Here is a 12,339-nt window from a genome sequence, read left to right on the forward strand (position 1 = left end):
GGAGATCCGCGACGACATCCACGAAGCGTTCCTCACTCTCGCCTGCGCCATCATCTGCTGGCGCCGACTCCAACGCTTAAAGAGTTAGGAGCTCTTAGTCGACGCGCAGGCTCACCAGCGCGTCGGTCAGTTCCTGTTCGGCGTACTGGCGGGTATCTCGGTCGGCGACCATGACCAGGTAGGCGTCCTGCCCGGTCGGCACGCCGCGGACGGAGAACCAGAATCGGCAGGTGCCGTCCGTGAGTGCGCGGGGGTCGGTGAGCTGACCGGCGGCCAGCCCGCCCGTGGTCGTGATGAGCACCGGGGCACCGTTGATGACGTCGGCGTGGGCTCCGGTGCCGGCGCAGCCGCCGTGGTCGTCCCGGGTGAAGGATGCGGTGTTGCCGAGGACCACCGCGCCGGAAACCACGAAGGTGCTGGTGGCTGGGCGGCTCGTCGCGGCGGGGGTAGGCGGTCGACTGTTGTTGAGGAACATGGCGAGGGCGAGGGCGAGGGCGAGGCCCGCAGCGCCGCCGACCCACATCCAGACCGAACGTCGTGAGCTCGCCTCCGGGTGCAACGGCTGCATGGGATCCCCTGCGCGCTCGGGCCTGCCGGTGTCCGGCGGGACGGTCCGGGGGAGTGTCGTCGAAGATCGCCTACCTTCGCAACCCCTGCGGGGGAGAGTGAAGACGGGGGACAACCACAAGCGGTCCCTCTTGCGAGCCTGCGCGACTTTGGGCGCCAGCTCGGGAGCCGGTCAGTTACCGATGACGGTGCACACGCCGGCGATGGCGATCCAACCTCTCGTCGGAGGCGGCACCCAATTCGGCCGGATCGACCGGTTTTCGGCCTGGGCCGACAGCCAGATGCCGTCCGCTCGCTCGCCAACCGCCGTCCTGGTCACTGGCGGCAACCGGTGGGTAAACACCTTCCGGTCCGGGTCGTACCGCATCCGGACCTCGCCCTGGTAGTCCGTTGCAGAAACCTCGTAGCTGAGCGTTACCACGATGGCGGCGAGGTCCGGGCCCGGCTTCTCCAGCCGGACGACCACCTCGGGCCGCTCAGGCGGGTCCGGCGGTGTACAGGAGCGCGGATCCACTCGGTCCGGGGTGGCGACCAGTGACCGGATCACGGGTACCCGTTGTGCAGCCACGATGGGGGTGGCCGAGGTGGACGGGGACACCACGGTCGCCCGGGTCGGTGTCGGCGTGGGGGTGCCGGCGAGTATGCCCTCCGCCGCTGGCGGAGACATGGTCGATGCCGGGAACCTGCCCGGTCGCATGGTGCCACCTCGCTCCTGGTCGAAGCAGGCCGACAGGACGGGCAGTAGGAGCAGACAGGCCGCGACGGCTACGCCCCGCCGTCGCCGGGCCACGGCGGTGATCGGCATGCGGGGAGGATAAGGCCCGGACACGTCCGTTCGCCGACCCGGTCATAACTAGCAGCTGGATCTCCAGCGCTCTGCGGTTCGATCACGCTCAACACCAACAACACTCGGCGGAGTGTCACCGGTCAAGTGAAGCCAACCTGTAACGGATCACTGGAGTCGGACATGATTGAGGGGCCTTGACTCGTATTTGAGGGTCACTCGTTGCCCGAAAGCAGCGAGAAGGCAGCACAGGACTTCTACGCCCTGCGGTCGCGCTCTGCCGTCGAGTGGCGTAGCGATTCAACGTCGTGGACGTCTGCTCGTGCCCCATCACCTTCGCCCCGTCGTTGATCGGTACGCCGTCCGCGCCAGCCAGGTTGCGTAGGAGCGCCTCAGGTTGTGGAAGCGCAGCGCCACCGGCAGGCCGGCTCGTTGCAGGACGGCTTCCATACCCGGCTCCGGAAGGTGCCCCGACGGATCGGCCCGCCGGTACCCGTGGTGAAAACGTGCACCTGGTCGCGCGTCCGGACGGCCCAGCGGCGCCAGGTAACCCTCCGGCGAACCGCGGGAACCTCAACGCTTGACCTGGCGTCTTGGAAGGTGCGGCGTTGGTTAGGAGATGCCGCCGTCGCTGCGTAATAGCTGGCCGTTGATCCAGCCCCCTTCGGGTGAGCACAGGAACGCGACGAGGTTCGCACAGTCCTGTGGGCGCCCGAGGCGACCGAGTGGCGTGGCCCGGAGGACGGCATCCTTGATCTCTGCGGTCATCCAGCCGGTATCGGTTGGACCCGGATCGATGGCGTTGGCGGTCACACCGAGGTGGGCCAGTTCTTGAGCGGCGGCCAGGGTGATCCGATCGAGAGCGCCTTTGCTGGCTCCGTAGGGAAGGTTGCCGACGGTAGCGTCACTGGTCAGGCTGACGATGCGTCCCGTGCCATGCGGCCCTTGGAACCGTTGGGCGTACTCGCGAATCAGGAGCCAGGTCGCCCGGGTGTTGATCGCGAAGTGGCGGTCGAAGCTCTCGATGCTGGTGTCGAGCAGGCCTGATTTGACGCTCTCGCAGTGGGCGAGGACGAGCGCGCTGACCGAGCCCAGCTCTCGCTCCACGGCCTTCAAGATGTCAGCCGTGGCGTGAGGATCAGCCAGGTCCGCCTCGACTGCGGCAGTTCTTGCCCCGTGCTTGGCGGCTTGGCTGCTGAGCTGCGTCATGGCCTCGGGATCGGCTCCCCAGGGCATCCGCTCGTCGTACGGGGTCCAGTAGGTGAAGCCGACATCCCAGCCGGTCTGCGCCAGCGTCAGCACCACCGATGCGGCGATGCCGGCGCTGCGGCCGGCACCGGTCACCAGGGCAACGGGTCGATGCTGTCGGTCCGTGCCATCCGTGAGTGACATTCGTGGTCGCACCCCCTCGACGCACCATCCTTGCTGACCGCCCCATGGCCGTCATCGCAATTACCCGTCCGCCAACGTAGAGCCGGCGGTGCATCGGCACGGTGTCATGCATCAACGGAGGCCGCTGTGTCAACCCTCAACCGGCCCAGGACATCCGCCATGCCAGCCGTGTCGGGTCTCAGGACCTGCGTGACCGATCAGTTTCGGGACGTGGGTGACACATCCGGCTGGACGATCTTTGCGGCTCAGGCAATGGACTTCCTGGTCGCGCCGCGCGCCCATGCCGACGGCAGCACAGTGGATCTCGGGGCGATCCGAACCGTTCGGTGTCGTCCCTGGTTCCTAGCAGGAGTTCCCAGGTCGACCGGAGTGTTATGGTCTCGTCTCTGGACGGGGTGGACGGAGGCCGTCATGCACAAGTTGGTGGTCCTGTATTCCGAGCCCGCCGACCCTGACCACTTCCGCGACTACTACGTGACCAGGCACCTTCCACTGGTCATGGAGATGCCCGGCCTGCTTGCGTGGCGCTACAGCTTCGACGTGGCGGCGACCACGGGAGAAGCGCCGTATTTCGCGGTCTTCGAAGGCGACTTCGCTGACGCCGCGGCCATGGCCGCGGCGCGGGCGTCGCCGCAGGGCCGGCGGGTGGCTGCCGATGTCGTCAGCTACGCCACCGGCGGTGCGGTCGTCATCCACTATCCGGTGCGGGACGGCGCCGGCTGAGGCGCGCCGGTACGCTCCGGGACACCTTCGGTCGGCTGTTGCGGGCAGGTCCGGCTTGCGGCGGACGCCGTTCGCAGTTGCCGGTTCGTTGAGCGTCGGAGGTGGGCCGATGTTCTGGCCGGATGTCACGGTGGTTGATGCGTGCGTGCGGCGCGACGGCCGGGGCGGCAGCCCCACGGCCGTCACCGACGACGACCCGGCGGCCACGGACGCCGACCGGCGTGCGGTCGCGGCTGCGGCCGGCATCTCACACGCGGCGTTCCTCGGCCCGCGGCGGAGGCCGGACGGTGGCTGGCCGGTGCGGTTCTTCACCGCCACCGCCGAACTGTCCGGCTGCGGCCACGGCACCGTCGCCGCGCAGGCCCTCCGGTTGACCCGCACCGCGCTGGGTGAGCTGAACGACCGCCAACACACCGGCGGGCGCACGTTCGACACCGCCGCGATCCGCCGCCCCGCCGCTGTCGAGGTGTGGTTCGACCAGGGCCTCGTCGCGCTGCGCCGGCCGGCGCCGGACGAGCGCGCCGCGATCATCGCCGCGCTCGGGCTCACCGCGGACGACCTGCCTCCGGGCGACGCGCCACGCATCGCCGCGCCCGGCGCACCACGCATCCTGGTACCGGTGGGCGACCGGTCGGCGCTGCGTCGAGTCCGCCCACACCTCGGCAGGTTGACAGCGGCGTGCCGGCGGTACGGGCTCCTCGGCTGTTTCGTGTACGTAGCGCCGGTGGGCGAGCGACCGGGCGCGGCGCGGATGTTCGCGCCGGCGATCGGCGTCGACGAGGACGTCGCCAACGCCAACAGCACCGGCTGCCTGGCCGCCCACCTGCTCGACACGACAGGCGCACAAACGATCGCGATCGAGGTGGAGCAGGGTGACACCCTCAATCGACCGGCCAGCGTGCTCGCCTCGGCCCGACACGGGCCGGCAGGCATCACGACCCGGGTCGGCGGGTTAGCGGTGGTCCGCCACAGACACCGAGATGACAACTAGACCCTCCTCTCCTGCCGCATCTGAGGTTTCCCAGGTTTGCCCGAGGGGCGGTTACCTGCCGCGCGCCATCCGAAGGGCGTGCCGGCGCCGGTCGCGCCGACGGTGAAATTGCCGTCCGGTTGTCCGAGCGCAGTGGTAGAAAGCCAGCGTGCACGAGATTCTCACGTTCCCTGATCATCTACGGCTCATTGACGAACGGTCGACCGCCTTCCGCGCTGCGGTCGCGGCAGCGCCCAGCCTCGACGTGCCGGTCCTGACCAGCGACCCGCATGCCGCTCCGGAGCGGACGCTGTTCGATCTCGTGCGACACGTCGGCATGGGCCGCCGCAAATCAGCCGCCATCGTCGCGGCAGGGCCTGCGGACGCTCCCCCGGAGAGCTCCGCCTGGGAGGACGGAGCCGGTGCTCCCCGGGAGCGTGAGGCGCTCCTGACCTGGTGGACCGAGTCCGTCGCGCAACTGACGAGCACGCTGCGCGAGGCCGGCCCGGATCGCCGTTGTTGGACGTGGTGGGACGACTCGCCCTCACCACAGACCTCCGGTGCGTGGGCGCGACGTCAGGTTCCCGAGATCGCGGTGTACACGTACGACGCCCAGCGCACCGTGGGTGCCCCGCAGCCGCTACCGGACGAGGTCGCGCTGGACGGTTTCGACGACTGCCAGTTCACCCTCTGCTCAACGACGGTCGCCTGGCCGCACGAACCCGCCGTCGTCGACTACCACGCCAACGAGGGCCGCTCATGGCGCCTCCGGCTTGACCGCGACGGCGCACGAGTCACCCGCCCCGGCACGGCCGCCGCCGTCGAGGACCCGCACCCGGCCGACGCCTCCGCCCGGGGCACGGCCAGTGACCTGGTCCTGATGTTCTACGGCCGCGTACCGCTGGATTCGCTGACGCTCGAAGGCGACCGTCGCATCTTCGATCGGCTGATCGCCTGGGACCCGTCCGTGTGACAATCGACGACACGCCAACACCATGGCGGCCGCGTCAGTCGCCTCGCTGGTGAGCGTCGCCCCCCAGCAAGCCGACCGGCACCATCAGGAGCGCCCCGAGCGCCAAGCAGGCCAGGAACGGAACCCTCGGCAGGTCGGCTTCCACCGAGGGTCGCCACAAAACCAGTACGCCGGCCAGCGCGCACAGCCCCACGACCATCGGACCGCCCGTGGCCAGATGCGGAGCCGACATGCCCCGGGCCACCGGTCCGCGCCCCCATCGGCCGCCGACGGCTCCGCCCAGTGCCAACAGAGCGCAGAACGTGCTGCCGAACCACGTTCCGGCGCCGCTACCGGCACTGGGCAGGATCAGCAGGCCCACCCCCACCGCGACGTTGGCCAGGAAGAACAGCAACCTTCGCAATGCCCGTCCTCGCCAGGTGCCGTGCTTGCCCGGTTGCCACCGTCCCCGCGTACGAGTTGGGTCATTCGGATCTGGGTGACCGTGCCGGACCAGCCTCCCAGGCCGGCCGCCCGGGTTCGTCGTTGTGCACGATCACGTCGACGTGATCGGTGGGGCGGACCGTAGCGAAGTAGAACCGTTGGGAGGGGAGGTAGCGCTCGCGCCAGCGCCGTTCGACGTCGGCCCGTGATGACACCCGACGCTCTCGGATCACCGCACGATCCACCGTCTTGTCGAGCGCCGTCGACACGAAGACCCGCAGGTCCCACCGATCGATCAGTTCCGGGCGCATGAGGAAGACGCCGTCGAAGACCAGCACGGCGTCGGCGGGGGCAGTCATGGCCGGCGGGGACAGCACGGCGTCCGCGGTGTGGTCGTAGACCGCATGGTGGAAGCGTCGGTCTCCGCCGGGGCCGAGCGGATCGAGCAGGACCCGGTTCAGCGCCTCGTGGTCGTGGGTGTCGAAGTAGCAGCCCTCGGCCGAGTACTCGCCACGCGGGTAGCGCTGCGCCCGGGGGAAGAGGAAATCGTCGACGGTCGCCCGGATGACGTGGCGGCCCTGTGTCCGCAGGACGTCGGCGAGTTCATCGGCGAGGGTGGTCTTGCCGGCGGCGGGCGGTCCGTCGATGGCCACCCGCGTTGGATGTGCGACGGTGACGGACCCGACCCGCTCCGCCAGGCGGCCGAGCAACTCGTCGCGGGTACCTCGCTCCATGTCCTGCCCCCTGCTCACCTGTCTCCGCGGAGCGCACCGGCCAGCCGGATCGGCCGCGGGTCAGCGACCTGGCCGGCGGCGGCCATCGGCACCGTGTTCGGCACCGCTACAGCACCGTAGCCGGCCGACTCGCCGATCAGTGACAGCGTGAAGAGCCAGACGAGGCGATCCTCGGCGCGATCTGTCTCGGCTGCCGACAGGGACACGGCGACGATCCGCGCTCTGATGGTGGCCGGCGAGGGCGTCCGGCAGGGTCGCCCGCTCGGCCCGGCACGTACACCGCCGAGGTGTGACCTCCACGGGAGCTTGCGCAGGCCGACGATGTCCTGAGGTGGGGGCATAGCTGGAGATGTTCACCATCGAGCACGGTCGCATCATTGAGCTATGGGGCGTTTCCGCCAAGCCACAGACGAAGTCCTAGGTCGGCCAACCAGAACCGTGCCCGACGCAGGGGTCGGCAACGGCCAGCGGCGGGCTCCGGGTAGCCCGGGCGCCTACGCTGCGTACCCCCAACGCTCGCGTCGCGGACGGCGCCGGCTCTGGCTGCTCGCCGGGCTGCTGCTCTGCCTCAGCCAAGTCGGCGCCGCCTGCCAGCACCCGCCGCGCCCGGACTACCAGATCGGATTCGTGCGTCTCGGTGACCGGCTGGCCGTTTACACCCCGATCTGTCCTGGCGACACCGTGCGGACGATACGGGTGCACGCGATTCCGCCGGTGGGGAAGAGTGGCGACTCGGTGCTGCTCTGGGAGGCGGCGGACCCGGTCGGAACGGGTCCGGCCGGGGCGGACACCCGCGCTGGACTGATCGTCCTCGGGACCGGCTTCGGCACCGTCCGGCAGGCACCGCCCGCGCAGTTCGGCCGCACGCTCTCCGTCGGGGTGGACACGGCGGACGGGCGGTCGTACGCCGACGCGGTCGCCCTGCCCGAGCAGGTGGCGCAGTTCCCGGCCGACACTCCGCCGGCGGCGCTCTCCTTCGACACCGACGACGGGCTGGTCAGCTACGACACGCTGCGCGTCCACTTCGAACGGGAGATCACCTGTCGCTGATCTCCGGACCGTACCGCCGAGCAGGCCGAGCGGCTGGGTCTCCTGCGGGACCTGGGCCGCGCCCTTGGCCGTCGCTGCTCTCCTGGACGGCGGCCGTCAACTGGTCCAGGCCCAGCGAACCCAGCTCCAGCGCGTGACGATGGAATGCGCGCCGGTCGCCGGGGAAGGACGCGCGGCCTGCCAGCCACACCCGCTCACCCACCTTGTAGGTCAGCGCCTGCCCTGGTCGGCCCAGGTAGCGCCCGAGTTCGGCGGACGCGTACGGCCCCTGGTGGCAGCGGTCCCGCAGCAGCGCCAGCGCGACGGCGGCGGGAACGCGCGGCTCCCGGCCGAAACGGGTGGCTATTCCATGCTCGGACGTCGTCGACGCGACGGACGGGTCCGGCGCCAGAGCAGGAGCGCGCCGCCGAGAATGACGACCGCGATGAGAGCGTCCACGAGCATCGGCCGGGGGCCGCGCTGCGGCCGGCCGGCGTTCCGGACGGTCAGGTCGGGCAGCAGGCCGGTGGCGAGGTGCAGGTCGAAAAGCTGGCAGCTCTGGGCGCCCAGCTCGCAGCTGCTACCGGTGGCGAAGGCGGACAGGGTCCGCCGGGTGCCGGCATCGAGTCGCACCTCCGCCAGCGATGCGTGGCCCGCGTCGTCGACGGTGGCGACGACCACGCTGTCCGCCGAGCGCCAGCCGAGCAGTTGTACGACGTCCGGGACCGGCGCCGGTGGGGTCCGGACCCCGGAAAGGGGTAGGAACTGGACGTCGCCGACCTTCCACAGGAAGACACCGTGGTTGGTGTCGCCGCCCCTGCTGCCGGTGAACGGCCCGTCCGAGAGCCAGGGCACGGTGGCGAGGAACGTGCCGTCCGGCGACCAGCCGACCTCGGCCGCCAGCTCGCGTCCGCTCGGGATCTGCACCCTGCGCAGCTCGCGGCCGTCGAGGTCGACGAGGTGGGCCGTCTGACCCACCTGTACGGCGAGCCGTCGGCTGTCCGCCGCGAACGCCGCCGTCCACGCCGGCCTGATCGACGGCACCTCGGTGCTGCGCCCGGTCGACAGGTCAAGCAGCCGTAGCGTGCCGGTGCGGGCCACCTCGGCCTCGACGACGTTCACGGTGCCGAACTCCCCGGAGTGACGGAGGGGGGCGGCGCTGTAGGCGACGTGGCGGCCGTCGGGCGACCAGGCCAGCAGCCGCACGCCGACCGGGTCCCCGAGCGGGATCGACCGGCGCTTGCCCGTGGCCAGGTCGACCAGGACCAGGTCGCGGGTCGCGCCGCGATCGTCGCCGAGCAGCACGCGGGTGCCGTCCGGGGCGAGCAACGCCGACGGGCGGTCGCGCTCCTCCATGGCGTCGACCCGCCGGTAGGTGTCCGCGTCGGCCCCGACGATCAACGACTGGAACATGTTGAACGTCTCGCCGCTGCCGTAACCGTAGAGGGCTATTGCGCGGCCGGGCGGGGCCGACGTGACGGTGCTGGTGAGCATCGAGTATCCGGCGAAGCGGTCCGGCAGGCTCGGCGTGGTCGCCGGGGCTGCCGGCCGGACCGCACGCGGGACGCCGGGCACGACCAGACCGGCCAGGACGAGCACGACAGCGGCCCACGCCGCCGTGCTGGCGATCCGGCGGCGCCGGACCGAGCGGCGTCCCCGAGTGAGTACGGTGTCCAGGTATCCGGGCGGCAGCGGCGGGGGTTCGTCCGGCAGGGTGGCGAACAGTTCTCTCATGGCGTGTCCACCCCTCCAGGCACGTAGTTGGGCAGCAGGCGGCGCAGCGCCGCGATGGCGTACGAGGTCTGGCTCTTCACGGTGCCGGTCGAGCAGCCCAGCGCCGCGGCGGTCTGCGCGACGTCGAGGTCCTCCCAGTAGCGCAGGACCAGCACCGCGCGCTGCCCACGAGACAGCTTCGTGAGCGCGCCCAGCAGGTCGACGCGGTCGTCGGCCCCGGCCAGCGGCGTCACCGGCGGCCCGGTCACGTCGGCCATCGGTCGGACCCGACGGGCCCAGGACCGCTCCCGCTCGGCCAGGTAGGCGTGGACCAGCACCGCCCGCACGTAGGCGTCGACCGAGTCCGCCGCCGACGCCTTGCGCCAGTGCCGGTAGAGCGCGACGAGGCACTCCTGCACCAGGTCGTCCGCGGCCGACCACTGCCCGCACAGCCGGTACGCCAGCCGTCGCAGCCATGGCATGCGCGCCTGCACGTACTCGACGTACTCTCGTTCACTCCGCAACCCAGCCTCCCACCAACACTAGGAGTGGCCCGGTGCCCGTTTCGGTTGTGGGGGTGGTGATCGACGTTGGGCGGTGGTCCAGGCGTGAGGTCGTGTACTGCGACGGATGGGCCGACGGCGTGGTCAATCCCCTGACCGCGACCGCGGCGCAGACCCGTGACGCCGCGGGGGAGCCGTACACGGCCGTGGTGTTGATCGACGGTCGGCGGCACGCGGTGCTGGACCTCTCCTGGGCCGACGAGTACTGCCGCGTGTCGCGCTTCGACGCGGCCGGCCGGCAGGTGTCCTGCCACGAACTGCGCGGCACGGGGAGCGGTGATCTGTTCCTGCGCCGGGCCGCCACCTGGGACGGCCCGCCGGATGCGGGCGTACACGAGTTTCCGCATGTCGCGGCACGGACCTGCACCACCTATCGACTCTCCGGCGAGCGCACCCACGTCGTCGAGCCGCGCGGCGATCTGGGCGCTCGGCACGAGTCCCGCTCGATACAACCGCCGCCCCGCCTGCCGATTCCGGGCTTCCGCCGCTGGCGGGAACTGCTGGGTCTCGCCGGGGACGCGCCGGTGGAGATCGTCGACGCGGTGCACCATGCGCTTCCGGTGCGAACCGCCACCCGGCCGCCATGGCGTCCGCCCCGGCCGCTGCGGCCGCACGGCCTCGAAACCCTGTTCACCCCCGGCGCGCGGATCGAACACCACGGCCGGCGGCTTCGCCTGTCGGCCCGCAGCGCCGGACGGCTGCACCTGCCGTCCGGCCGCCTGCTCGCTGCTGATCCCTCGTCGTTGGACCTCGACGCCAAGCCGTTCGACGTCACCGTGCCGCCCGGCACGTACCCCGTCTCCGTCGGCCTCGCGACCTTCGTCGATGATCCGGGGCACAGCCGGGTCACCGCCGCCCGCCTCGACCTCAGCGACCGTCCCGCGGTGCGATGGGAGCTGGCGCTGTGCGACGGGCAGGACCCGCTCGACCTGGGCTACCGGCAGTTCTTCGGCTTCGGGGTCGACAGCGGCATGGCCTGCTACGTCGACGCCGACTCCGCCGACCGCCTGGTGGACGTCTGGCGCACGCTCGACGGCCTGGTCGAGCCGCGCTACCGCACGACCGATGCGGAGGACCTGGTCGCCTGGTCCAGCGGGTGGGGCGACGGGGTCTATCCCACGTGGATCGGTTACGACACCTCCGGCGCGGTGACCTGCTTCATCGCCGACATGCTGCTGTTTCCCACCGACTCGGAGGACGAGGACGAGGACGAGGACTGACGATACGCAGGCCGCATCCGGATCTCGGGCTCGACCGCGATCGGCCGGTGGGGCCGTCGATGAGCGTCCGCAGGAGGTCGGCATGACCGGCATGCCCGACGGTGGCGGGGTCGTCCCGTCTCAGGTGAGGGCCAGCATCCACTCCACGGCGTCGCGCGCGGCCGCGATGCCGGGCTCGCGAGACTGCGCGGTGAAGACGAGCACTCGGTCGTCCTTGCGCGGGTACAGGTACACGGCCTGCCGCCACGGCTCACCCTCGTGCTCGTACGCCAGCTCGATGACCTGCACGTCACGGCTCATCGTGCGACGGGCGACAACCGTCTGACCCGAGGCGATCAGCACGTCCGGGTCGGCGATGTGTACCGGGCCCTGCACGAAGATCGACGCGTCGTGTTCGCCGACGAGGCAGTACGGGTCGACGGTCGACTCGACGCCGAAACCGGACGGCCAGGCCACCCTGAAGCTGCTGGTCTCGATGGCCCAGAACGGATGGTCCGGGCCGGGCGCCACGTCGACGATGCCGGGCGCGGAGCGCGCGTCCGCCGGATCGACGAGCGCCTTCGCCGGGCCGTCCGCCCGCCAGTTGGTCACCACAACAGCGTCGGCCGCGGCGTCGGAACGTTCGAACGTGTACGGCCAGTACGGCACCAGCACCATGCCGTGACCGGCGAGGCGGGCCAAGACGTGTCCCATGGGCGCGCACTGTAGTCACCGCGGGTCGGCTACCTGTCCGCAGGGAAAGGCTGGGCCCGGTCAACGCGGGAACGAGTTCAGGGGTGACCTGTCGCCCACGGACCAGTGGTGACCGAACGGGTCCGTGAAGCCACCTTGCCGGTGCGTCCCCCAGGGCATGCGGTGATCCTCGATCGCCGCTCCGGCGACTCCGCCGGCCGCGACGGCGCGTTCGATGAAGGTGTCCGGGTCGTCGACGAACACCTCGATGCGGGTGCTCGTGACCCCCGCCCGGCCGGGACTGGTCTCCGTGGGGTTCTCGGGATTGACCTGGTGGAGGAAGAAGGGGGCGCCGCCGATCTCGAGGCCGGCCACGCCGCCGAGGTTCCACAGTTCCGTCGCGCCCAGCGCAGCCCGGTACCAGTCGACCGCGGCGCCCGCGTCCGAGACGATCACCATCACCGAGATCACTGGCGCTGCGGCGGGCACCGCGTCGCCGGACAGGGCGGAACGATCTATCGGTGCCTCGGTCATGCCCACAGCATGCCGGACATCGGCGGCAGCGTCTCCCACCCA

At 70.9% G+C, this 12,339-nt stretch carries 15 protein-coding genes and 1 pseudogene; 5 read left to right on the top strand and 11 right to left on the bottom strand.

Features of this window, described 5'->3' with window-relative positions:
* Positions 1 to 94: 94 nt before the first annotated feature.
* The 3 genes from ACIBPB_RS27580 to ACIBPB_RS27590 all read right to left on the bottom strand — a co-directional run bounded on the left by ACIBPB_RS27580 (position 95) and on the right by ACIBPB_RS27590 (position 2,743).
* The gene (locus ACIBPB_RS27580) at positions 95 to 568 is read right to left on the bottom strand and encodes a hypothetical protein (protein ID WP_396842350.1); all 474 of its coding nucleotides are present in this window, start codon (positions 566 to 568) and stop codon (positions 95 to 97) included.
* A gap of 171 nt (positions 569 to 739) precedes the next feature.
* Positions 740 to 1,372 (bottom strand): hypothetical protein, encoded by a 633-nt coding sequence (locus ACIBPB_RS27585; protein WP_396842351.1) that lies wholly within the window; start codon positions 1,370 to 1,372, stop codon positions 740 to 742.
* A 591-nt stretch (positions 1,373 to 1,963) separates the two neighbouring features.
* On the bottom strand, positions 1,964 to 2,743 hold the full coding sequence (locus ACIBPB_RS27590) for an SDR family oxidoreductase (protein WP_396842352.1): 780 nt from the start codon (positions 2,741 to 2,743) through the stop codon (positions 1,964 to 1,966).
* A gap of 411 nt (positions 2,744 to 3,154) precedes the next feature.
* On the opposite strand from ACIBPB_RS27590, the gene ACIBPB_RS27595 reads away from it, so the two are divergent.
* From ACIBPB_RS27595 to ACIBPB_RS27605, 3 genes are all read left to right on the top strand, one after another.
* Entirely contained in the window at positions 3,155 to 3,466 is a 312-nt protein-coding gene (locus ACIBPB_RS27595) for an EthD family reductase (protein ID WP_396842353.1), read from the top strand.
* Between the two features lie 109 nt (positions 3,467 to 3,575).
* Complete coding sequence (locus ACIBPB_RS27600) at positions 3,576 to 4,457, top strand: PhzF family phenazine biosynthesis protein (RefSeq protein ID WP_396842354.1); 882 nt, start codon at positions 3,576 to 3,578, stop codon at positions 4,455 to 4,457.
* A 148-nt stretch (positions 4,458 to 4,605) separates the two neighbouring features.
* Entirely contained in the window at positions 4,606 to 5,409 is an 804-nt protein-coding gene (locus ACIBPB_RS27605; protein WP_396842355.1) for a maleylpyruvate isomerase family mycothiol-dependent enzyme, read from the top strand.
* A gap of 34 nt (positions 5,410 to 5,443) precedes the next feature.
* On the opposite strand, the gene ACIBPB_RS27610 is transcribed toward ACIBPB_RS27605, so the two are convergent.
* From ACIBPB_RS27610 to ACIBPB_RS27620, 3 genes are all read right to left on the bottom strand, one after another.
* Positions 5,444 to 5,803: a hypothetical protein gene (locus tag ACIBPB_RS27610; RefSeq protein WP_396842356.1), complete on the bottom strand. Its 360-nt coding sequence runs from the start codon at positions 5,801 to 5,803 to the stop codon at positions 5,444 to 5,446.
* Positions 5,804 to 5,873: 70 nt separating this feature from the next.
* Positions 5,874 to 6,566: a cytidylate kinase family protein gene (locus ACIBPB_RS27615; protein WP_396842357.1), complete on the bottom strand. Its 693-nt coding sequence runs from the start codon at positions 6,564 to 6,566 to the stop codon at positions 5,874 to 5,876.
* Between the two features lie 14 nt (positions 6,567 to 6,580).
* Entirely contained in the window at positions 6,581 to 6,772 is a 192-nt protein-coding gene (locus tag ACIBPB_RS27620; protein ID WP_396842358.1) for a hypothetical protein, read from the bottom strand.
* Between the two features lie 508 nt (positions 6,773 to 7,280).
* Here ACIBPB_RS27620 and ACIBPB_RS27625 point away from each other — a divergent pair.
* Entirely contained in the window at positions 7,281 to 7,616 is a 336-nt protein-coding gene (locus tag ACIBPB_RS27625) for a hypothetical protein (RefSeq protein WP_396842359.1), read from the top strand.
* On the opposite strand, the pseudogene ACIBPB_RS27630 reads toward ACIBPB_RS27625, so the two are convergent.
* From ACIBPB_RS27630 to ACIBPB_RS27640, 3 genes and pseudogenes are all read right to left on the bottom strand, one after another.
* A pseudogene (locus ACIBPB_RS27630) lies at positions 7,603 to 7,917 on the bottom strand (DUF885 family protein); the annotation flags it as partial. The gene ACIBPB_RS27625 and the pseudogene ACIBPB_RS27630 overlap by 14 nt on opposite strands.
* Before the next feature lie 41 nt (positions 7,918 to 7,958).
* Positions 7,959 to 9,329, bottom strand: a complete 1,371-nt coding sequence (locus ACIBPB_RS27635; RefSeq protein WP_396842360.1) for a hypothetical protein — start codon at positions 9,327 to 9,329, stop codon at positions 7,959 to 7,961.
* Complete coding sequence (locus tag ACIBPB_RS27640; RefSeq protein WP_396842361.1) at positions 9,326 to 9,832, bottom strand: SigE family RNA polymerase sigma factor; 507 nt, start codon at positions 9,830 to 9,832, stop codon at positions 9,326 to 9,328. Before ACIBPB_RS27640 ends, ACIBPB_RS27635 begins: the two co-directional genes overlap by 4 nt.
* A 32-nt stretch (positions 9,833 to 9,864) precedes the next feature.
* On the opposite strand from ACIBPB_RS27640, the gene ACIBPB_RS27645 reads away from it, so the two are divergent.
* Positions 9,865 to 11,091, top strand: a complete 1,227-nt coding sequence (locus ACIBPB_RS27645) for a DUF4241 domain-containing protein (protein WP_396842362.1) — start codon at positions 9,865 to 9,867, stop codon at positions 11,089 to 11,091.
* Positions 11,092 to 11,211: 120 nt separating this feature from the next.
* Here ACIBPB_RS27645 and ACIBPB_RS27650 read toward each other — a convergent pair whose 3' ends face one another.
* Both ACIBPB_RS27650 and ACIBPB_RS27655 read right to left on the bottom strand, forming a co-directional pair.
* Positions 11,212 to 11,784, bottom strand: coding sequence for a hypothetical protein (locus ACIBPB_RS27650; RefSeq protein ID WP_396842363.1), 573 nt, complete (start codon positions 11,782 to 11,784; stop codon positions 11,212 to 11,214).
* 60 nt (positions 11,785 to 11,844) lie between these two features.
* A complete protein-coding gene (locus tag ACIBPB_RS27655; RefSeq protein WP_396842365.1) occupies positions 11,845 to 12,297 on the bottom strand; it encodes a VOC family protein in 453 nt (150 codons plus the stop codon).
* Positions 12,298 to 12,339 lie beyond the last annotated feature (42 nt).

Origin of the sequence: Micromonospora sp. NPDC049836, assembly GCF_044465125.1 — a bacterium.
Lineage (GTDB): Bacteria > Actinomycetota > Actinomycetes > Mycobacteriales > Micromonosporaceae > Micromonospora.